General features: G+C 35.8%; 17 protein-coding genes. 5 read left to right on the top strand and 12 right to left on the bottom strand.

The genetic code is table 11. The features are described 5' to 3' along the window. The first annotated feature begins 219 nt into the window (after window positions 1-219). Together E2P86_RS08955 and E2P86_RS08950 are read left to right on the top strand one after the other, a co-directional pair. Window positions 220-675 (top strand): GNAT family N-acetyltransferase, encoded by a 456-nt coding sequence (locus E2P86_RS08955; RefSeq protein WP_134432520.1) that lies wholly within the window; start codon window positions 220-222, stop codon window positions 673-675. Window positions 676-688: 13 nt separating this feature from the next. Beyond that, window positions 689-1,213, top strand: coding sequence for a GNAT family N-acetyltransferase (locus E2P86_RS08950; protein ID WP_134432518.1), 525 nt, complete (start codon window positions 689-691; stop codon window positions 1,211-1,213). 215 nt (window positions 1,214-1,428) lie between these two features. Here E2P86_RS08950 and E2P86_RS08945 read toward each other — a convergent pair whose 3' ends face one another. From E2P86_RS08945 to E2P86_RS08905, 9 genes are all read right to left on the bottom strand, one after another. Then, complete coding sequence (locus tag E2P86_RS08945; RefSeq protein ID WP_134432516.1) at window positions 1,429-2,001, bottom strand: hypothetical protein; 573 nt, start codon at window positions 1,999-2,001, stop codon at window positions 1,429-1,431. Window positions 2,002-3,126: 1,125 nt separating this feature from the next. Continuing rightward, entirely contained in the window at window positions 3,127-3,354 is a 228-nt protein-coding gene (locus tag E2P86_RS08940; protein ID WP_134432514.1) for a hypothetical protein, read from the bottom strand. 1 nt (window position 3,355) lies between these two features. Further along, window positions 3,356-3,760, bottom strand: a complete 405-nt coding sequence (locus E2P86_RS08935; RefSeq protein WP_134432512.1) for a DUF5675 family protein — start codon at window positions 3,758-3,760, stop codon at window positions 3,356-3,358. A gap of 4 nt (window positions 3,761-3,764) precedes the next feature. Continuing rightward, entirely contained in the window at window positions 3,765-4,520 is a 756-nt protein-coding gene (locus E2P86_RS08930; protein WP_085474548.1) for a hypothetical protein, read from the bottom strand. A gap of 430 nt (window positions 4,521-4,950) precedes the next feature. Then, the gene (locus E2P86_RS08925) at window positions 4,951-8,055 is read right to left on the bottom strand and encodes a type I restriction endonuclease subunit R (RefSeq protein WP_134432510.1); all 3,105 of its coding nucleotides are present in this window, start codon (window positions 8,053-8,055) and stop codon (window positions 4,951-4,953) included. 3 nt (window positions 8,056-8,058) lie between these two features. Continuing rightward, the gene (locus E2P86_RS08920) at window positions 8,059-9,240 is read right to left on the bottom strand and encodes an AAA family ATPase (protein ID WP_134432508.1); all 1,182 of its coding nucleotides are present in this window, start codon (window positions 9,238-9,240) and stop codon (window positions 8,059-8,061) included. Window positions 9,241-9,253: 13 nt separating this feature from the next. Continuing rightward, a complete protein-coding gene (locus E2P86_RS08915) occupies window positions 9,254-10,426 on the bottom strand; it encodes a restriction endonuclease subunit S (protein WP_134432506.1) in 1,173 nt (390 codons plus the stop codon). Continuing rightward, window positions 10,423-11,457, bottom strand: a complete 1,035-nt coding sequence (locus E2P86_RS08910) for a virulence RhuM family protein (RefSeq protein WP_134432504.1) — start codon at window positions 11,455-11,457, stop codon at window positions 10,423-10,425. The genes E2P86_RS08915 and E2P86_RS08910 overlap by 4 nt, the downstream gene beginning before the upstream one ends. Then, window positions 11,454-13,001 (bottom strand): type I restriction-modification system subunit M, encoded by a 1,548-nt coding sequence (locus E2P86_RS08905; RefSeq protein ID WP_134432502.1) that lies wholly within the window; start codon window positions 12,999-13,001, stop codon window positions 11,454-11,456. Before E2P86_RS08905 ends, E2P86_RS08910 begins: the two co-directional genes overlap by 4 nt. A gap of 597 nt (window positions 13,002-13,598) precedes the next feature. On the opposite strand from E2P86_RS08905, the gene E2P86_RS08900 reads away from it, so the two are divergent. Then, window positions 13,599-14,447: a GIY-YIG nuclease family protein gene (locus E2P86_RS08900; RefSeq protein ID WP_134432500.1), complete on the top strand. Its 849-nt coding sequence runs from the start codon at window positions 13,599-13,601 to the stop codon at window positions 14,445-14,447. 211 nt (window positions 14,448-14,658) lie between these two features. Here E2P86_RS08900 and E2P86_RS08895 read toward each other — a convergent pair whose 3' ends face one another. The 3 genes from E2P86_RS08895 to E2P86_RS08885 all read right to left on the bottom strand — a co-directional run bounded on the left by E2P86_RS08895 (window position 14,659) and on the right by E2P86_RS08885 (window position 16,336). Beyond that, on the bottom strand, window positions 14,659-15,339 hold the full coding sequence (locus tag E2P86_RS08895; protein ID WP_134432498.1) for a hypothetical protein: 681 nt from the start codon (window positions 15,337-15,339) through the stop codon (window positions 14,659-14,661). 129 nt (window positions 15,340-15,468) lie between these two features. Beyond that, window positions 15,469-16,035 (bottom strand): DUF6602 domain-containing protein, encoded by a 567-nt coding sequence (locus E2P86_RS08890; protein WP_317128142.1) that lies wholly within the window; start codon window positions 16,033-16,035, stop codon window positions 15,469-15,471. 46 nt (window positions 16,036-16,081) lie between these two features. Beyond that, window positions 16,082-16,336 (bottom strand): DUF6602 domain-containing protein, encoded by a 255-nt coding sequence (locus E2P86_RS08885; RefSeq protein WP_134432494.1) that lies wholly within the window; start codon window positions 16,334-16,336, stop codon window positions 16,082-16,084. Between the two features lie 277 nt (window positions 16,337-16,613). Here E2P86_RS08885 and E2P86_RS08880 point away from each other — a divergent pair, with 277 nt between their 5' ends. After that, window positions 16,614-18,578, top strand: coding sequence for a hypothetical protein (locus tag E2P86_RS08880; RefSeq protein ID WP_134432492.1), 1,965 nt, complete (start codon window positions 16,614-16,616; stop codon window positions 18,576-18,578). Between the two features lie 2 nt (window positions 18,579-18,580). After that, a complete protein-coding gene (locus tag E2P86_RS08875) occupies window positions 18,581-19,048 on the top strand; it encodes a hypothetical protein (RefSeq protein WP_134432490.1) in 468 nt (155 codons plus the stop codon). Window positions 19,049-19,381: the final 333 nt, after the last annotated feature.

Genomic DNA, 19,381 nt, shown 5'->3' with positions numbered 1-19,381 from the left:
AAAATAAAAAGGTTACAATAATATATAATTACCTAAATAAAAAAAATTACTTTTTTTTATCATTTGTAAAAATTTACATCAAATTCATTTCCGAAATTAGACTCAATATTCATTACGAACATATGTTGCTCCACTTAACTACAAATAAGATCCATTGTCCTAAAGTGATCCAAACTATGTCCGCTAGCATCACCGTTCCTTAATAAACAATTTCAGAAAATGAGTATATTAATTAGAAAATCCGAAGAAAAGGACAGCGATAAAATCTGGCATTTAATGAAAGAATTAGCTGTGTTCGAAAAATACATCAACAGCTTTGCCATCACCCCAGAAATTGTCAGAGACAGTGGCTTTAAGAAAGCAAACCCAGATTTTTATTGTATTGTAGCCGAAGATGGCGACAAGATTGCAGGGATGCTCGTTTATTACTTCCTTCCATACACAGCTCAAAATCGCCCTGCAATTTACATGAAAGAACTCTTTGTCGATGAAAATTATCGTGGTCAAAAAATTGGCGAGCAACTAATGAATGCATTGAAAAGAGAAGCACAAACGAATAATTGTAAACAGATAAAATGGACCGTAGCACCTTGGAACGAAGCAGGAATAAAGTTCTATGAAAGATTAGGCGCAGAAGAAAACAAGGATTGGTTAAATTACGAATGGAATATCTAAAAACAAGGCACTGATGGAACAGATAACAATAAAGCAAGTATCCCTAAGCGATATCGATCAATTACAAAAAATAGGCAAAGAAACATTTTTTGAAACATTTTCCGAAAGTAATACCGAGGAAAATATGGCGAATTATTTAACAGAAGGGTTTTCTTTCGAAAAGCTCACCGACGAACTGAATAATTCAACCTCTATGTTCTATTTCGCCTTATTCCAAAATGAGGTGATCGGTTACTTAAAAATCAACTTCGGTCAATCCCAAACCGAATTAAAAGATGAGAAAGCCCTCGAAATAGAACGTATCTATGTATTAAAAGAATATCATGGCAAAAATGTCGGACAAGTCCTGTATCAAAAAGCTATGGAGATCGCCAAGGAAAAAAAAGCAGACTACGTTTGGCTAGGTGTTTGGGAAGAAAACCCGAGAGCGATCAGCTTTTACAAAAAAAATGGTTTTGTTGAATTTGATAAACACATCTTCAAACTGGGAGATGACGAACAAACCGATATAATGATGAAATTAAAAATTGGGAAATAGGGATTCCTCGGTTTTCCTCAGCAAAGCATCACGCCTATCCGAAAACTTCTACCTCCCGAAAAGCAAATACATGTACAAAATTACAGCATAACTAAAGCAAAAAGAAAGATCTTCAAATAATATATAAAAAGTAAAGACAACAGACTCCAAGAGACATCTAATCTCTTGGAGTCTGTTACTTCAGTATAGAAATTGATCTAAAACAAAAAAACTTTCTAGAAAGAAGTAATCTCCTTCTTATCAAGCTCCCCCTTGTGTACCCTATACAATTGAAGTACACTAAAACTTATCAGATGTCTAACAAAAACAGAATTATTTAACTGCCTATTCGTTTCAATCTCATTAATCCACCGTGTGTTTGTTGTAGTTTGTATATCTTTTTTAATCTCTTTCTCTAACTCACCCAATCGTTCTATATCGATAACTTTACAGAGCTCAATATTCCGTGATACAAAATATACTTCTTTCACCGTGAACGTCCTCGGATCAAAATACAGATCTAAATAAAGATTTTGATCCTTATTAATACTATTGCCATCCATAGTACGAGCCAAGTATCGTGATAAAATAACACCTAATTCATCGCGATACGTCGTCTTGAAGATGTTTGGATCTTGTACCGAATCATTAAGCTCATATTTCTCGAACAAAGCATTATTACCATTACCTATAGTAATGTATTTTCCATACCTATTTTCATGGACTTTAAAACTTTTGTAACCCTCTTGACAAAAAGATTGCAACATTCCCAAAACCATGAATAAACTAATAAATATAAATTTCCTCATTATTAATAACAGCTAATATTACTCAAAATGTATTTTATAAGCTACGAATCTAAATCATTATTTGGCGAATTATAATTCGAGTATTTAGCCTTAAATTCTTTTCTATACTAATTATACGAAATACGCAAGCCAACTCCAAGATCTTTAAAAAACATCTTAGCATATTGTAAACTCGCTAGTCCTAGAAAATTAGTGGTAAGGTTATAAGGCATTCCTCGGTTTCCCTCAGCAAAGCATGGCGCCAATCCAAAGAGGCCCTCTAGCACCCAAACCAATTTCTTAAAATGTGCTAGAGCGCCCCTTTGCCCTGCGGGTGCTACGCAGATTGTCACCATCCTTGCCCCCTCGGTCAACCTCCTCATAGGCGTCTCCACTGTCCCCCGCTACCTTTGCACAAAACCCATTCCACTACGTTCCATTCAGTTCAGTGCAAAAACAGCGCAGTCCATCGACGCCTCGAATAAAGCTCACCTGCGGATCGCTCCCGCTGCGGTGTCCATAGGCAAACCAAAAGCCACACCACCCAAGCCATGCCTAGCCCACCTTGTGTAGCGGCACTTTCGGTTGTCACCATTTTTGCAAACCCAACATACATTACCCACCACAAACCCCACACGTAAAACCCAACGCACATCAAAAATACCGCCAACCAAGCCCCGCTACATATGCCGTCCCCAGTGCTAACGCACCACCTGGGGCCGCCACCCTCGCTCAACTCGCAGTCGGCTCGCTAGCGCTTGGCCCGAGATCCGCAACCCGCTACGCTCATTGCAGCCCCGGCGCCAGCCGGAATAAAGCGCCTACCCAACCTATCCACAACTACCCTATAAACGGCAATAACAAACACCCCAGTAAAAATCAAAAAAGAGCCGAAAGATAATGGATGAAGACCAAACAGCAAGTCCAGAAAAGAACTTGCCTAATTGGTCAAACATCCATTAAAAGACAACTTTCTTTTTTCCTTTTCTTTTAAGAGAATATTACCTCCAGTCTACACACAAAAAAAGCCCGACCAACGTCGAGCTTTCATAAACAAACAAAGCCACCACAACTCTATTTAAATATCTTAATAGCATAAAGGTACATAAAATAAAAGCCCCACCAGTCTAACCCCACAAACCCACACTACTTCATCTTCTTATTTTGAGTATTATCATCTACTGTAACCTGGCAAACAGCCGAAAGAACAGCACCCGAAACAGTCAAATAACCACCAAGAGTCACCACCGCAGCCGGCAAAGCCACAGGAGCAGTAATAAGCACCCCACCAACAGCAGCCAACGCCAAACCAACACTACGCAACACCCGAAAAAGCTTCGGCTTAGGCGCTCTCACCCGATCAACAATATTCATTCTACACCTCCATCTTTTCAATCACCAAAACAACCTCATCCCCCGCATCGATCGCATCATAAACCAACTTGCGGAACTTACGAAAAGCAACACGAGACGAGCTACCCCTACCCAGCCCTAACAAAAGCGTAACCGGTGCAATACAACCACGCAACTCCTTCGATGCCGTATTGGCCGGATGAAACAAAATACCACTCCTACCCGGAACATCCTGCACCAAAACATGCCACGCAAAACGCTTGCTATACCGCTTCGCCAACAAATAACGCCCCTCCGGGATACACGAAATACTCCGCTTATTATCCAACCAAGGTAATTCAATCGTATAGCACACAAAAGTACTATCAACGAACAGTTCGCCATTTGTACCCCCGGCACCATATTTCCGCAACAACGCTACACGCATCCCATTAAGTTCCGACTACCACCACGTTCAACGGGTTATAAGAACCATTGTTCAGCGAATAATACATACCATTAACCTCCTGCAAAAACTCCACCCCGAACACTAAAAAGCACGTGCGCTCAAACAGAGGTCCACTAATATCAAATCTATGCGTAACAGTAGGAACAAGGTCACTTTCATAAAATAATTCCACACTGTGTTCTTGCGCTAGACTGAACTCCTCGGTATAGAAATCTATACCAACAACAGCCGAGATAAATCTAAAATGCGTAGTGCCCCGAGGTGAGGACAGAAGATCCATCGGATTGAATTCAGGAACCTCCACCACAGCCGTTCCAGCTGTTCGATCTATCGCCCATGTACTGGGCGCATAAAATGTGGTAGACAAAGGCGCATTCCTATTAAAATCAAAACCTCTTAACAACGTCAAGTCACCTCCCGTCAGCGAACGTTCACCACGGCGCTCCACCGGATTCGACTGAATCACCTTTAACATCTCCCGAACCAAACGCGAAAATGCTCGGCCATCCTTAGCTCTACGGATCACCGGACGCAGCGCACCAAAAAGAAGCTTACTCGCTTTTCCAGCCTGCCCAAATTCAGCTGCATTCTCCCGCGTACGCTGAAACTTCGGGTCACTCATAATACGAGCACGGTCTACCCCACCTTTCTCTCGAGCCAGATATCCATCCTGGCTCTTATAAAAGGTAATATCTCCAATCGTACCCTTTAACTTAATAATTCCTGATTGTTTTGCCATCTTTACTGTAGTTTAATCAAAGCCATTTCCACACAGCTTCGCCTTAAAATCAGTATTCAAGCACAACAAAACAAACCTCCCCGTACCATCTGGCCGTAATGGCACCAGATGTACAGAAAGAGACCTTTAAATTATTCGTATTTTGTGCGGTGGTACCTTTCGTGTTACCTCGCCACACCTCAGCCCCACAACCTTTACCATGATGAAGCATATCATCTCCTAATGATAAAGGGTACGTAGAGTATGAAAAGAATTTACGGATACTCTACTAAACTTCCTTATCTTGCAAGCCAAAATTCTCCTTTGCTTAAATGTCCATTTTTGCACGCGTGACGAAAACAGACAAGATAAACTTACCTGTCTTCAAAAGGAAGATTACATCTATTTATATAACCTTATATACTCATCTTTATCAGATTATCAAACTAAATTAAAATCCCCCAATCCCTTTAAACTTCTCAACTAAAGCACTAATCTTTTGAAAAACACTTTGCTTTTTAGTTAAGAATTGAGGATTCAAAGAACTCATTTTAGGTAAAATAGAATTTAGCTCCATTCCATTATCAGTGGCATATTCACGTTTTAATGAATTAGCAATATAGCGTTTTGCTGCTTCCTCATTTAAAGCCTCGTCCGTAATTAATTCAGCAACTTCTTCTTGCTGTTTTTCTTGGGCATAAGCATAGAATGAGTCCAAAATAGCTGGTTTATCAGCTATACCGTCCAAATTTGTTCTGTTGATATAATCCACGACCAAACTTTCCTTCGCTCGATTACCGATACTAGCACGAATTACTCTTCGTACTTCTTCAACTAGATCTGCTTTACTTTTGGTTTTCTTATTTTGATCGAAAATCAATTCTACAATATAATCCAAATTGATTTCTTGTGATTTTAATAAATCAATTTCAAATACAACATCACTCCAATCAATATCGGATTCTTCGGCTTGCATTCCGCTTTTCTCTCTTCTTATCCAATCTCGAATATCGTTATAAGTTGACCGGTAATCTTGTGAAAGTCTCTCCGGTAACACCTCCATATTTTGCATGAATGCAATATCCTCATCCGTCACAAAATACTGTTCTTTGAAAGCTTCAACTTCATCCGGATTATCTTTATCTATCGTTTGAAACGCTTTTAAATTGGTAAACTCATCGTAATTCTGTAAGATATTTTCTACCCTTAAATACTCACCAAATAACCTCGAAAACTCCTTTTTATCCTTCTCCGTTACAATCTCATCTGTATTAGGGAATTTAGTATTTAAGTCCTCTACAATATCGTTATAACCTCGGCGGGCTTGTCCTGTTATTAAATCGGCAAAACCTTCTAGGTACTCTTTGTAGCTTTTTTCTAAAACGACATTCTTGGTATTCTTATCTCCAAATAAAGTTATTGCATCAATAGTGGCTTGTTCTAAATCTCGAAACGTAACGATATTCCCGAAGGTTTTCGTTGCATCATAGATACGATTAGTCCGAGAAAAAGCTTGTATTAAACCATGATAACGCAAGTTCTTATCGACAAATAAAGTATTTAATATCGGGGCATCAAAACCAGTTAAAAACATTCCTACAACGATGATTAAATCAATCTCTTTTTTCTTCACTCGATTGGCTAAATCACGGTAGTAATTTTGAAACTCATTGCTCTCAACACCATAATTGGTTCTAAACATGGCATTATAATCTGCAATAGCTTTTGTTAAAAATTCTTTTGCTGTTGAGTCTAAAGCTGTTGGTTCAAACGTTTCATCTACTATCTCTCCAATGGAACTTTGTGCTTCATTAGCTGCATATGAGAAAATGGTTGCTATTTTTAATGGCTTATCGTAATCTTTTTGGAGTTCATTTAATGCTTCATAATACAGTTTTGCAGCATCTACACTACTCACCGCAAACATGGCATTAAAACCTTTGTTACCGATTTGATTACGATGGGTTTTTATTTTGAAATTCTTCAAGATGTATTGAGAAATTTCTTTGATGCGTGCAGGATGTAAAAACGCTTTTTTATTCTCTGCGGCATTTAACTTCTTCTCGTCTTGCTCTTGTTCTATTCTTTTAAATTGAGGCCTAACATCGTTATAATCAACCTTAAACTTCAACACCTTCTCATCACGAATCGCATCTGTAATCACATAAGAATGTAATTCGGTACCAAAAACACTCATCGTTGTCTCTGCCCCTAAGGCGTTTTGTGAAAAAATGGGTGTTCCTGTAAATCCAAATTGGTAGAATATCTTGAACTTCTTTTTCAAATTCTTTTGTGCTTCGCCAAATTGTGAACGGTGTGCTTCATCAAAAATAAAAACCACTTGCTTGTTATAGATCTCCAAGTTCGCCTCACTCTTCATCAGATTATTTAATTTCTGAATCGTGGTTACAATGATCTTATTATCGTCTTTCTCTATATTACGTTTTAAGCCCATCGTACTGTCTGAACCATTTACACTATCGGGAGAAAAACGTTGGTATTCTTTCATCGTTTGATAGTCCAAATCTTTACGATCGACCACAAAAAATACTTTATCAATAAATTCTAGTTCAGTCGCTAAACGTGCCGCTTTAAAACTGGTTAAGGTTTTACCCGAACCCGTAGTGTGCCAAATAAACCCACCACCTTCTACGGTAGACCACTTTTTAGTATTATAAGCACTTCTAATCTTCCACAAAATACGTTCTGTAGCTGCTATCTGATACGGACGCATAATCAAAAGCGTATTGCTTACATCAAATACCGAATAAGTCAATATTACATTTAGCAAGGTATTTTTCTGAAAGAACGTCGCTGTAAAATCCTTTAAGTCTTTGATTAAGTTATTATCTGCCTTTGCCCAATTCATTGTAAAATCGAAACTGTTTTTGTTTCTCGTTACTGTATTCGCAAAGTAACGTGTATCGGTTCCATTAGAAATCACGAACAGTTGCACGAACTTAAATAAAGAACTTTCTCCATTTAAACTCTCTTTACTGTAGCGGTGTACTTGATTGAATGCTTCACGAATAGCAACGCCTCGCTTTTTTAACTCCACCTGCACCAAAGGCAAACCATTTATCAGAATCGTGACATCATAGCGGTTAGCGTGTGTTCCTTTTTGCTCGAACTGAGAAAGCACCTGTACTCTATTACGAGCAATTTCCTTTTTATCTACCAGATAAATATTTTGAATATGCCCATCATCAAATACAAAATCATAGATATGATTATTTTGTATTTTGTTGGTTTTTGCGACCAAATCATCACTCGCCTTGTTTAAGTATTCTTCTAAGAAACGAGACCATTCCTTATCCGTGAAAATCATGCTATTCAATGCTTCTATTTGTACACGTGCATTGGCTAACATTTGATCTAAGGATTTGATATGCGTAGCATTTTCGTATCCTAGATTTACTAAATCTTGAATAAACTCTCGTTCTAAAGCAACCTCGGTTTGATAACCAGAGAACGCATCGCTGGCATAAGTGTACTTATCGTACTTCTCTAATACAATAAAATTATTGCTTTCGGCTATGGTGTTGTAATTAGGCATTAGCTAATCTTTAAACAATTTGAATATTTCTATTTCTTTCATTAAGTATTCGAGATTTCTTTTATGTCCCTCATTCAAAATATAATATTCTTCTGTTGTATGTTTTGAATGGCTTGATAAATTCAAAATCCTTGTTGAATATGAATCCCGTTCACCTGGAGTTTTTTCCGGTAACAACTCTGACCAATTTTTATATCCTAGAAATGTAGAAGTTTTCTCTAAAATATTTCGAAGAAAATTAAAATGATATTTAGAAATAGTTCCCGTCTTAATAGCATTCTCTATTTCCTTTTTTAGTAACAAATGATAAGAGAAAGGAGCATCATCGTTCTGATTGTGTAATTGATATGTGCCATCATCTAATTTATTAAACAGATATTTCTTGTACTTACAATCTTTAAACTCATTATGTAAAACGTTATAGAATAACGGATTATGAGTTGTTATGATAAATTTCACCTCGGACTTACTTTTCTTGATTATTTTAGCAAGATTTACAGCTAATTCAATTAAATGGTTTTCATCTAAAGAACTTACTGGATCATCAATAAAAACATATTCCAAATCATCAAATCTACCTGTACTACGCTCTGCTCGTTCAGGAACATTTAAAACTTCAATAATCTGATTCAATAAACTATAAAAAATACTCCAAATGAAGCAGCTTTCTTCACCTTTTGAGATTTTAACAGTATTAGTTTTGTTTTCATCTCCCGTATCTATTGAAAAAGTTACTTCTGAATTAGCTAATATTTTTATTGAGTTACCGTTTCCTACATCTTTCGCATATTCTTCATTAAAATATGGAGTCAATTTACTGTTTGTATAATATTGGAAAAAAGAAGTGATATTTGCGTCCTGTCCTTCTTCTTCAATTATCCATTTTGTAAATCTATTGGGGTGAATATTTAGTTTTTTATTTATATTATCCCAAAAAAATAAGTCCTCAGTAAATGCATTATAATATAAAAATCTGTCTTTTAAAGGTTCTTCCACATCTTCCTCAACAACTTCTTGCAGTAACAAATCTTTAAAATGTCTAGATAATCGAGTTTTACCCGTACCATTAAATGCATAAATTAATTGTACAGGTACCTCAACCTCCATCTTTTCCTCACTTTTCACATTATATATATGCTTAGCGTTTTTTAAAGTTTCTGCTACTTCTTTTAGGTTTAGGTTCATAATTGGCTAATATTTATCCTTCCGGAAAACTTAATAACAAATTTCTATAATATTCGTATTGTTTTCTTCTTAATTCTATCTCTCTATGTAATTCGGTTATAATTTTTTTTGTAGCTTCATCAAATTGATTCAATAAGCGAACAATGCGTTCTTGCTCATCACCTTGAGGTGCGGGTATAATTACGTTACTAAATCCTTTTTCATTAATTGCAGAAATTTTACCGGATGAAATATTTTTCCTAATTTGATCATGAAATAAAACTGTTCTAGTAAAATATGCAAAGTATATTGGGTTTAATGAACTTTTATATGTAAAACATGCATCATGTAAAATCACACCTTCGTCACCTAACCATGCCGTACCTTTTCCAATATCTTCGATTGTTTCACCTGCGGCTACTAACACTACATCACCTTTATCTGCAGCTCTTAATTTCTTTGCGGTAACTAATTCTTCACTTAAAAAGGATTTGGCCTGCTTAGCCCAAGTACCATAATGAGTATACATTTCTCCATAATGAATACACGGTACTCCCTCTGAGATCATATCCGTTCTAATAAAACGTTTTCCTCTTTGAAATGTACCTATTTCACTAATTTTCCTCCACTCCACTTCCTTACCCTCAAAACGAAAAAGCTTTTCACGATAATGCTCGTATTGCTTTTTACGGTTTTCTATTTCTTTGGCTAAAGCAGCAGTTAAAGCCTTGTTTTTTTCACTCAAACCATCCAAAACCCTTACAATTTCTTGTTGAATGGCTAATGATTTTTCAGGATCATTAGGGTATGGGATCGGGAATGGTAATTTATTTAATACAGTTTGAGTTAAACTAGGTACGCCCCCTGCCATATTTAGCTCTTCGAGTTTCTGAGTTTTTAAATAGTAATAAACAAATTTTGGATTTACTATATCTAAGTTAATATCTGTCCAAAAAATAGTATCAACAGTCCAAAATGGTTCATTAACATAAAATAGATTCTTTAAAGAGCCTTTTCTAGGTATCAATACTGAAGGTTGATTAAAAACATAGGTATCAATGTAATTCATTATACCTCCTGAGCCATAAACTGGAATTTTTCCTGTTTTAAACTCTTTGTAATCCTTACCATTCTTTATTTTCAAAACATCTCCCAAAGCTTTCCACTCCACTGGAACATCCTGCAATAATTCTTTTAATGTACTCATGCTGTTCCTCCTTTTTTAGAATTACCTTTAGATTTGCCTACTTTGCCTGCCTTTTTGGCTTGCTGCTCTATGGTAGCAATAGTTTTCAAGTATTCTTTTTCCACGCCGCTCAACGTCTTTGCTTTATATTTCTTGTATTCTGCCAACGCTTTTTCTTTCATTTGTTGATTGGAGATCGTTCCTGCGTTTTCTAATACTTTACGTCCTGTAGAATTAAGGATATTGTCCAACTCGCGGATATAATCTTCCATGCGCATTTCGCGTTCTTCGATGGCATTTAATTCGGCTAAATCGAAATATGCAGCGACCAAGTTGTTGAGTACTTTGAGTTCTTTCTCTTCCAAAAAGTTTTTTGCTACCATAGCTTCTGCTTGGGTAGGTTCCTCACCCTTGAAATTGGTTAGGCCTGCAAAAGGTTTGTCACTATCTACGCGCAAATAAATTACTTCACTGGCTGTATGCCCATGTGCCGCATAGTGTAGTTTGTTTTGTACGATTTTGAAAAATGTTAAGCTTGTCTCACTTTTAGGATCGTAATCTGTTGCCGTAGCATATAGTTCTAATACTTGGCGATACATGACTTTTTCGCTCGAGCGAATATCACGGATGCGATCCAGTAGTTCTTTCCAATAGTTTCCGCCGCCCAAGCCTTTTAGACGATCATCATCCATCGCAAATCCTTTTACGATGTATTCTTTAAGGCGTTGTGTTGCCCATTGGCGAAAGCGTGTAGCAATTTTAGAATTAATGCGGTAACCCAAGGCAATAATCATATCCAGATTGTAATAATCGAGTTCACGACTTACCTCACGACTGCCTTCCGTTTGAACTGTTCGGATTTTCCGAACAGTTGCTTCGGGTATCAATTCATCGTCGGCATAGATATTTTTTATATGCTCACTTACAGTAGATTTTGCTGTTTGATAGAGATCTACCAATTGTTTTTGTGTCAGCCAAACTGTTTCATTCTCTAACTGAACACTCAGTTTAGTAATACCATCTTCTGTGGTATATAAAATTAGTTCACTCATGCCTCAATCTTTTTTATGATAGTAGCAATAGAGTTACGAAGTACATCGATGGACTTGACTGTGCTGTCTAACTCGTTATTCAATTCTTCAATTTTAACTACCTCACGCATGTTTTCAGCTGCTACATACGAGCTTACCGAAAGGTTATACTCATTTTCAGCAATCTTTTCGTTGTCTATGGTTACCGCTACGTGGTCGATATTTTCTTTGCTATCGAAAATATTTAATACGGCATCAATATGGTTTGGTTCTAACTTATTGTTATTGGTTACTTTTTTATAGAATGCCTCACCGCTAGCATCAATAAACTGGGTTTTGGTGTCCGACTTATGTTTAGATAAGACCAAGATGTTTACCGCAATTGTAGTACCGTAGAATAAGTTCGGTGCTAGAGAAATAACTGTTTCTACAAAATTATTATCTACTAAATATTTACGGATTTTTTGCTCGGCACCTCCACGATAGAAAATACCAGGGAAACAAACGATCGCTGCACGACCTGTACCCGATAGGAAACTTAATGCATGTAATACAAAGGCAAAATCAGCTTTTGATTTGGGAGCTAAAACACCCGCTGGTGCAAATCGTTCATCGTTGATTAGAGTTGGATCATCCGAACCAATCCAATTCACCGAATATGGAGGATTCGACACAATGGCATCAAACGGTTTATCGTCTATAAATTGTGGATCTGTTAGGGTATTACCCAGCGCAATGTTGAACTTATCGTAATTGACATTATGCAAAAACATATTCATACGTGCTAAGTTGTAAGTCGTATGGTTAATTTCTTGTCCAAAAAAACCATCTTCGATAATATGATCATCAAAATGCTTTTTGGCTTGCAATAATAACGCCCCTGAACCAACCGCTGGGTCATAAATCTTATTGACCTTTGTTTGTTTATGCAAGGCGATACGTGCTAACAAATTCGATACTTCCTGCGGTGTAAAGAATTCACCACCAGATTTCCCTGCATTGGCAGCATAATTATTAATTAAAATTTCATACGCATCGCCAAAGACATCTATATCACTATCTTGAAAACTAACAAAGTTAAAATCATTAATCTCCTTTAACAATTTTACTAAGCGTTCATTCTTTTCTGCAACTGTATTTCCTAAACGTGAACTTGTGGTATCAAAATCATCAAATAAACCTTTAATATCTTGCTCTGAAGGGTAACCATTTGCTGAGTTTTGAATATCCGTAAAAATTTGTTTTAAATCTGTATTCAGATTTTCGTTGTCCTTAGCTTTCGATGCAACATTTACAAACAATTGAGAAGGATAGATGAAATAACCTTTGGTTTTGATGGCATCGATCTTCACTTCTTCAGGGATATCTACATCTTTAAACTTGGCATAATTGACAGATTCATCACCACCTTCTATATAATCAGTAAAATTTTCACTGATGAAACGATAAAACAAAGTTCCTAAAACAAATTGTTTAAAATCCCATCCATCTACCGAGCCACGAACTTCATTGGCAATTTTCCATATTTTGCTCTTAAGCTCTTCTCTTTGTATTATACTTGTCATTTAATATTTGTATAGATATTATTGTGTCAAAATTTGATAGAGTAATTGTAACATTTTATAAGTTAACAACTGTCTAAATATAGTTAGAAAAAACGTAATTGAAATACGGAAAACCTTAATGAAGTAAACCAAAGTCAATTAAAATATAGTAGCAAGTGAAAAAAAACTGTACAAATATTTTAATCCTTACTTCAATTAAAGAGGGGGATGCTGTATTAGATAAAAGATTTGTACAAGCATAATTCTAGATAGATTGTTTACCTATTCACTTCCTTATCGGGTATACATAAAATTCAAGCTGTTAAACAGGCACCTCTCCTATTTTTCATCTTTGTGTACCCTTATCTTTAGAAGTATTTTAAGTATTTTGCAGCAATTATCATTAGGAGTAATGAATCTGAGTAAAAATCAAAAGACCATTAAAACTTTGAGGCATAATGATTATGACATTAGAGAATTTGTTTTGGGTAGTAATAACACGAAAAGTATGTGGCATTATTATCATCCTGCTGATGAGCAAATATATTTACAATACAGAAGAACAGCAATCGACTAGACAGGGCTATTCATTTTAACAAGAATATAATTTCGATTCAAATGCACACTTTCGGAAAAACTATACGATTATTTCTAGTAGATGGAACAGCTAACGGTCTTACAACCGTCGAACTCAGTAACTGGACGGGAATAGGGATCAAGGTACCTCGTATTAAAATCAAAGAATATAGTAACCGTTTGGAGTTTCAAAAACCAGGCGTTTATATATTGATAGGTAAAGGAGAAAACAACGAAGACGCTGCCTATATTGGCGAAGCAGAGGTTGTTGCCGACCGCTTACTACAACAAATTGCAAATAAAGATTTCTGGAATGAAGCTATATTCTTTGGTAGCAAAGACAAATATCTAAACAAAGCCAGTATAAAGTATCTGGAAAATCGATTGCATGAGTTGGCGATAAAAGCAGGTCGGTATTCTATTAATCAGAATACCCCTACCCGATCCGAATTATCAGAAGCCGAACAAGCCGAGCTAGAAGAATTTCTTGCACATGTAAAAGTTCTAACAGCTACCTTAGGGCATAAACTCTTTGAAGCATTAGAGGAAACGATCGAAGACAACGCAGTCCAAAATCAAATATTCTATTGTCGTAATGGAGCCGGAGCAGACAGTAAAGGCAGCCCATCAACGGAAGGTTTTATAATATATAAAGACTCTCTTCTAATGGCAAATGAGCAACCATCACTAACTAATAGTATTAGCTCGGAAAGACAGAAAATGTTATCAGAAGGCATCTTAAAAATTGAAGGGGACTACTACAGATTAACCAAAGATTATATTTTCACATCATCATCGCGAGCAGCAACAGCAATATTAGCAAGATCAGCAAGTGGTCCTTTAGAATGGAAAACAGCAGAAGGTATTCAATTAAAGTCTTTTAACATCTAAACAACACAGTAAAGGAACATGTGAATGTGATGAAGCATATCATCTCCTAAGATAAAGGGTATAAAGAGTATGAAAAGAATCTGCGTTTATCCCAAAGACATTGCCCTTATAACAGGTAAAAGCTATAGGCAAAGCCTCCGTGTATACAACACCATTAAGAAATAGCTAGGTAAGGAAAAGCATTATATGCTTATCTTAAATCTACAATCACCTACTCTAAATAGACTTCCCAAATAAGAAGCTTAGTTTCATGCATAACCAACTTAGCTTTCAACAGCTCATCAAAAATCAACTTACTAACGATATTTCTTCCCTCGTTCTTAAAAATCTGAAGAAAACGGTGATCAAAATTATTTGTCTTTTGTTTAAGCTGATGCTCTATAAGCGCAGTGGTTATATAATAATTAGATGGAAAACTATCAATTATTTTACTCTTCATTTGATGACCAAGCATTTTATGATCGGCAACACATATGAAGAGCCCCCTAGTGCCTGTAAAATTTGCTTCTAAAGACACCCTAATCATATCGTTTAACATCTTAACAGTACGATATGTCTGATTGATAGTACCATTTTCATTGCTATTTTGCCGGAACAAGCCAAACTCAGCCGAAATATTTAAAAACTCCTCTTTAACGACTAAGTCAATTAATGGCTTTTCCTTGCGAAAAGCTTTATCATTATTTCGAGAATTAAAGCACTTTTCATTTATTGGCACCTCAATCTGTATTTGTGATGGTCTTAACCCATAAGTTTCTATCAGGGCGGAGAAAAAATCATATCTAACCGAGTCTTCACAGATATGCAACAAGCGATATCGGTCCAAACGTTCTTGAAGTAAATTCTTGTAATTACTGAACAGCACCTCTAAATCATAATGACAGACAATCATAATATTGAAATTTTATCTTGTTAAAAATAAACGATCCGAATTTTACACTTTACCAAATATTTAAACCCAAATAGCATTGAATTCGTCAAAACACTTCTATAAACACCTAATAATAAACACTTAAAATTGTTAAACAAATTCAGAATTAGACGAACCGCTAACATAGTTAGAATAACCTAAATTAGGATTAAGAAGTCGTAAAGTTGAAAATGCAAAACGAGAAAAATTTTCTTCCGTAAAGCGTAATACAAAAGAGGCATTTAGATCATTAAATTCAAACTGAGAAGAAGATACATCAGCAATTGCTTCCTCTTTTTGTTCATTCAAAAAAAGTTCGACACTACCTGTTAACATTTCATTTTCAAAACCCTCATATCGCAAAATCACAGATGGGGCTATTCCACGAAACTTTAATCCATCTAAAAAATTGTTCAATGACGATAACTTACCTCGGTCTCCTATTTTGAAGTCAAAAAATACGAGGGACCAAAAGAAATCTTTTGGTAAAAACAAGTTATAGCCGTCTGGATCGGGATTCTGGCCAGAAAGTAAAATTTCTAACTCACCTATATGGTTAATGGCATTTTTGACATTTTGCGCATTGAACCGCGATTTAACTTCGAAAACAGCCTTCACATATTCAGCAGGTATTGCTCGAGACTGACCGTTCATAGAACTATCAGGATTTTCCTCAATCCATAGAACCGGAGACTCAAGTATGTCATAAATAATAACATCAAAATTAGGGGTCGTCGCAGCCTCCTAACCCTTGCGAAATTATAAAGCCAGAAGTAACACCATACTTTTTCGGTAAAAAATCAGACAACCATTTCCTAAATTCCGCTTCAGCCACCCTTCCATGCTCAGTCTGTACCTTTCTACCTTTCGACCTCACAATTGCCTGATCAAATGCCGATAACATCGCACTCTTACTCGCATTGAACTGCTCCCAACCTTGAGTGTTTGGGTTCTTAGGATATTCTCCAATATATACCATACCAAATAATTAATCATTTGCCTTTTCGGACATATGCGAAGAGTACTTTTTTTTTGGAGAAAATTTTACGGAAATCCGTATTCCAAAGAACTTAATATAGCTATGCTTTAACAATAACAGCATTTAATGCCTTTAGACCATCAATATGCAAGAAAATAAACTATAAAATAATTCACACAATGGAGGATGTTTGAAGTAGAAAAGAATCAAAAACTATTATTAATTGATAATCAAATATTTAATAACTATGTTTAGAATACTAACCAATTTTTTTATTATGAAAATCACCAAAAAGATTTGCCAGACTCTTTTTTGTCTGGTACTTATCCTCCTTTCAGGATGCAGTAAAGACTATTACTTAAATGGTTCTCTTCATCAGAATGATAAACTAGATATTGAGATTATAAAGTCTAAATTTGAGAAAAGTGGTATTGACTTAAGCTTTAATAAGGAAAATACTAATTTAACGCCCTTATGGGATGGAGCATTTCGTCATTCATCAAGCATATACGTTCCGATTCGCTTTAAAAATGCGTTTATTAACATTGGAGGTAAGAAAAACGTCCCGTACGAACAACTCAATTTTTTATCTGTCACTTTAAAGGACAACGAAATTCACTTTAGTACAATAAGAATATCCCCCACTGAATGGATAACATCAAATAAACGATTAAAGGTCAATGGAAGTATTTCCTTCTACGACTTTAAAAGTAAAAGTAAATTCTCTATTAATCTCAGTAAAGATCGTGGTCCGATAAATAAACTTGCTTCTGCCAATCCAGGAGGTGATGTAGAATGTATGGACGTTCTTGTATCACAATATAAAACAGACGTTTTAGATATACCTTGTACAGGTGGCCCTGGGCATACGGTAGATCATAATTGCGATTGCGACGGAACTAATTGTAGCCCACCTATGCGATTCTACCACACTTACGTAACGACTACAATAGTACAGCAGTGTTGGGGTGGTAGCGGAGGCGGTAACGGAGGTGGTGGTGGTGGCGGAGGCGGTAGTCCTGGAGGTGGTCCTGGAGGTCCTAGTACCGATCCAGGCAATTATCCGCCAGACGTTCCTTTTGCTCAATGTTATACTGGAGAAGGTTTTCAAAGTCATGAAGAATTTATGCAATGTCAAGATTACTTTTCTAATGTTATACCTATAGACCCATTAACAAAGACACAATTGCTTGGCGAGTTTATTACATTGACGAATCAAGAGGCTACGTTTCTTGCATCAAATGAAACGATTACTGACAAGATACTAGATTTTATAACATCAGGAGAGTATAACATAAGCCCCACAGGAAATGCAATAGAAAATGAAATTGAAGTAGCTAAACTTGAATTAGCTACTTGGGCAATTAAAGAACTTACAAGTGGAAATATTACTTGGGAAGATTTTGAGCTCATTTTTATTAATGGAGTTACAAGTGACTTTGACGATGACATAATAGTAGAAACAAATGTCCCTACAGTACCATCAAATTACTCCGCAATAGGTATAACGGATCCTTTCGCTCAATCAGAATTTAATAGTGTACTTAACAATCTACAAAATGACATAACAGGTGATCCTATCGAGTTTTATCTAATTTCAGTCTACAAAAATAGTAAGATATTAAATTCAAGTGTTTATTCTGTTGCATCAAATTCTATTAAAGTTGGCGAGTTCACATTAACCCCTCACTATGATTCAAATAGTTTGCTAAAATTCTATACCGCTACAAGAAACCAAAATAGAGGAATAGAGTACATAATAAGAGCAGATGCATTAAGCATGTTTAAAAGTAATTATACTCTCTACAAAGCAGCTTCAAATGCCTTCTATTTAAACGGTATTCCTTCTACTTCTCAAATACAGCTTGCAGCAGGAGATTTTTTCCATGGTGTAACCAATTCATGGATCGATGCTATAAGAGATCCATCATATTATGTTTATATTACACATGTTTTATATGGAATTGGAGTTAATACAAAGAGTATTTCATTCCGTTCTACAACAATTCGAAATACAAAGAAAGTCAGCATAACAATCTATAATTATACTCCTTCGCAAATTCGCGCAATGATACAACAAAAACACGGCGGTACATGGGTAGAGTATGGAGATGGAAGATTACGGTTGGTATCTGGTTCAGATACATATTTTTATTACCCTTTTTCTAAAAGTACAGGAAAAAGCTCAATAAGCTATAGAAGAAACAACAAGGAAATTGGCGTATTCAGATTTAATGATTAATTATGGAAAAAAATTTAAGTTTACAAGAATTGAAACATGATATTATCAAGAGATATGGAGGAAGAGTCAGCTCTAGTGATTTTGGAATTCTGGATCTTTTAATAAGATCACCCCGAGGAGAAAACATTTCCTTTGTACTACAGCACTATTCAAGTGAGGAAATATCCTACAAGATTTTTTTTGCAGATTTTGTATCTTTTCAAATAAGGGATAAGATGTTAACGCAAGAAAAAGACTTTCAAAGATTACAGCCCGATAGTAATTTTGATGGTTTTTTCATTTATAAAATGAATGATACGAGGTACTTAAAATTTTTGAGGGAAGAAATGGATTTACAACTATATGAAGATATAGACTATGTGGACACGCAAAAACTACAACAATTTAGTATTATTGAACAAAATCTGATGGTAGATATAATTACAATTTCATCTCCCCAAATCACGTTGATAGAAAATTACAAAAAGTAATAATGTAGATTAAACAACAACGGAGGAGCAATTTGTAATCAGGTCTGACTTTTATAGTTCTTTACTAAAGAATGGTTTAAAGCTGTACTATCAAAGAGTATACTGTAATAGAAAAAAGGTTCATACGAGCGTGATTCTAATTCAATCGTAAAGCCATACACTTCTTGAACGGGTACTATATATAATACAAGTCATTAAACATACACCTCTCCCCTTTTTTCGCTATCTTTACTAAGCAAAAGAATTAGGGAATATCAAGAATATGTTTAGCGAGACCAAATCGAGACCCTTGCGAAAACAAGAATCTTAATCGATATTAAATCAAAGAGTTAC

It is taken from the genome of Sphingobacterium psychroaquaticum (assembly GCF_004421025.1).
GTDB lineage: Bacteria > Bacteroidota > Bacteroidia > Sphingobacteriales > Sphingobacteriaceae > Sphingobacterium > Sphingobacterium psychroaquaticum.
Note: the sequence above shows the minus strand (reverse complement) of the source record. Positions and strands in the feature narration are given on the sequence as shown.

What these genes read in the sequence shown, in the direction of transcription:
- E2P86_RS08935 (WP_134432512.1), bottom strand. Translation starts at nt 3,760, where the DNA reads ATGCGTGTAGCGTTGTTGCGGAAATATGGTGCCGGGGGTACAAATGGC.
- E2P86_RS08955 (WP_134432520.1), top strand. Translation starts at nt 220, where the DNA reads ATGAGTATATTAATTAGAAAATCCGAAGAAAAGGACAGCGATAAAATC.
- E2P86_RS08895 (WP_134432498.1), bottom strand. Translation starts at nt 15,339, where the DNA reads ATGATTGTCTGTCATTATGATTTAGAGGTGCTGTTCAGTAATTACAAG.
- E2P86_RS08875 (WP_134432490.1), top strand. Translation starts at nt 18,581, where the DNA reads ATGGAAAAAAATTTAAGTTTACAAGAATTGAAACATGATATTATCAAG.
- E2P86_RS08910 (WP_134432504.1), bottom strand. Translation starts at nt 11,457, where the DNA reads ATGAGTGAACTAATTTTATATACCACAGAAGATGGTATTACTAAACTG.
- E2P86_RS08900 (WP_134432500.1), top strand. Translation starts at nt 13,599, where the DNA reads ATGCACACTTTCGGAAAAACTATACGATTATTTCTAGTAGATGGAACA.
- E2P86_RS08880 (WP_134432492.1), top strand. Translation starts at nt 16,614, where the DNA reads ATGAAAATCACCAAAAAGATTTGCCAGACTCTTTTTTGTCTGGTACTT.
- E2P86_RS08905 (WP_134432502.1), bottom strand. Translation starts at nt 13,001, where the DNA reads ATGACAAGTATAATACAAAGAGAAGAGCTTAAGAGCAAAATATGGAAA.
- E2P86_RS08915 (WP_134432506.1), bottom strand. Translation starts at nt 10,426, where the DNA reads ATGAGTACATTAAAAGAATTATTGCAGGATGTTCCAGTGGAGTGGAAA.
- E2P86_RS08885 (WP_134432494.1), bottom strand. Translation starts at nt 16,336, where the DNA reads ATGGTATATATTGGAGAATATCCTAAGAACCCAAACACTCAAGGTTGG.
- E2P86_RS08945 (WP_134432516.1), bottom strand. Translation starts at nt 2,001, where the DNA reads ATGAGGAAATTTATATTTATTAGTTTATTCATGGTTTTGGGAATGTTG.
- E2P86_RS08940 (WP_134432514.1), bottom strand. Translation starts at nt 3,354, where the DNA reads ATGAATATTGTTGATCGGGTGAGAGCGCCTAAGCCGAAGCTTTTTCGG.
- E2P86_RS08920 (WP_134432508.1), bottom strand. Translation starts at nt 9,240, where the DNA reads ATGAACCTAAACCTAAAAGAAGTAGCAGAAACTTTAAAAAACGCTAAG.
- E2P86_RS08930 (WP_085474548.1), bottom strand. Translation starts at nt 4,520, where the DNA reads ATGGCAAAACAATCAGGAATTATTAAGTTAAAGGGTACGATTGGAGAT.
- E2P86_RS08950 (WP_134432518.1), top strand. Translation starts at nt 689, where the DNA reads ATGGAACAGATAACAATAAAGCAAGTATCCCTAAGCGATATCGATCAA.
- E2P86_RS08925 (WP_134432510.1), bottom strand. Translation starts at nt 8,055, where the DNA reads ATGCCTAATTACAACACCATAGCCGAAAGCAATAATTTTATTGTATTA.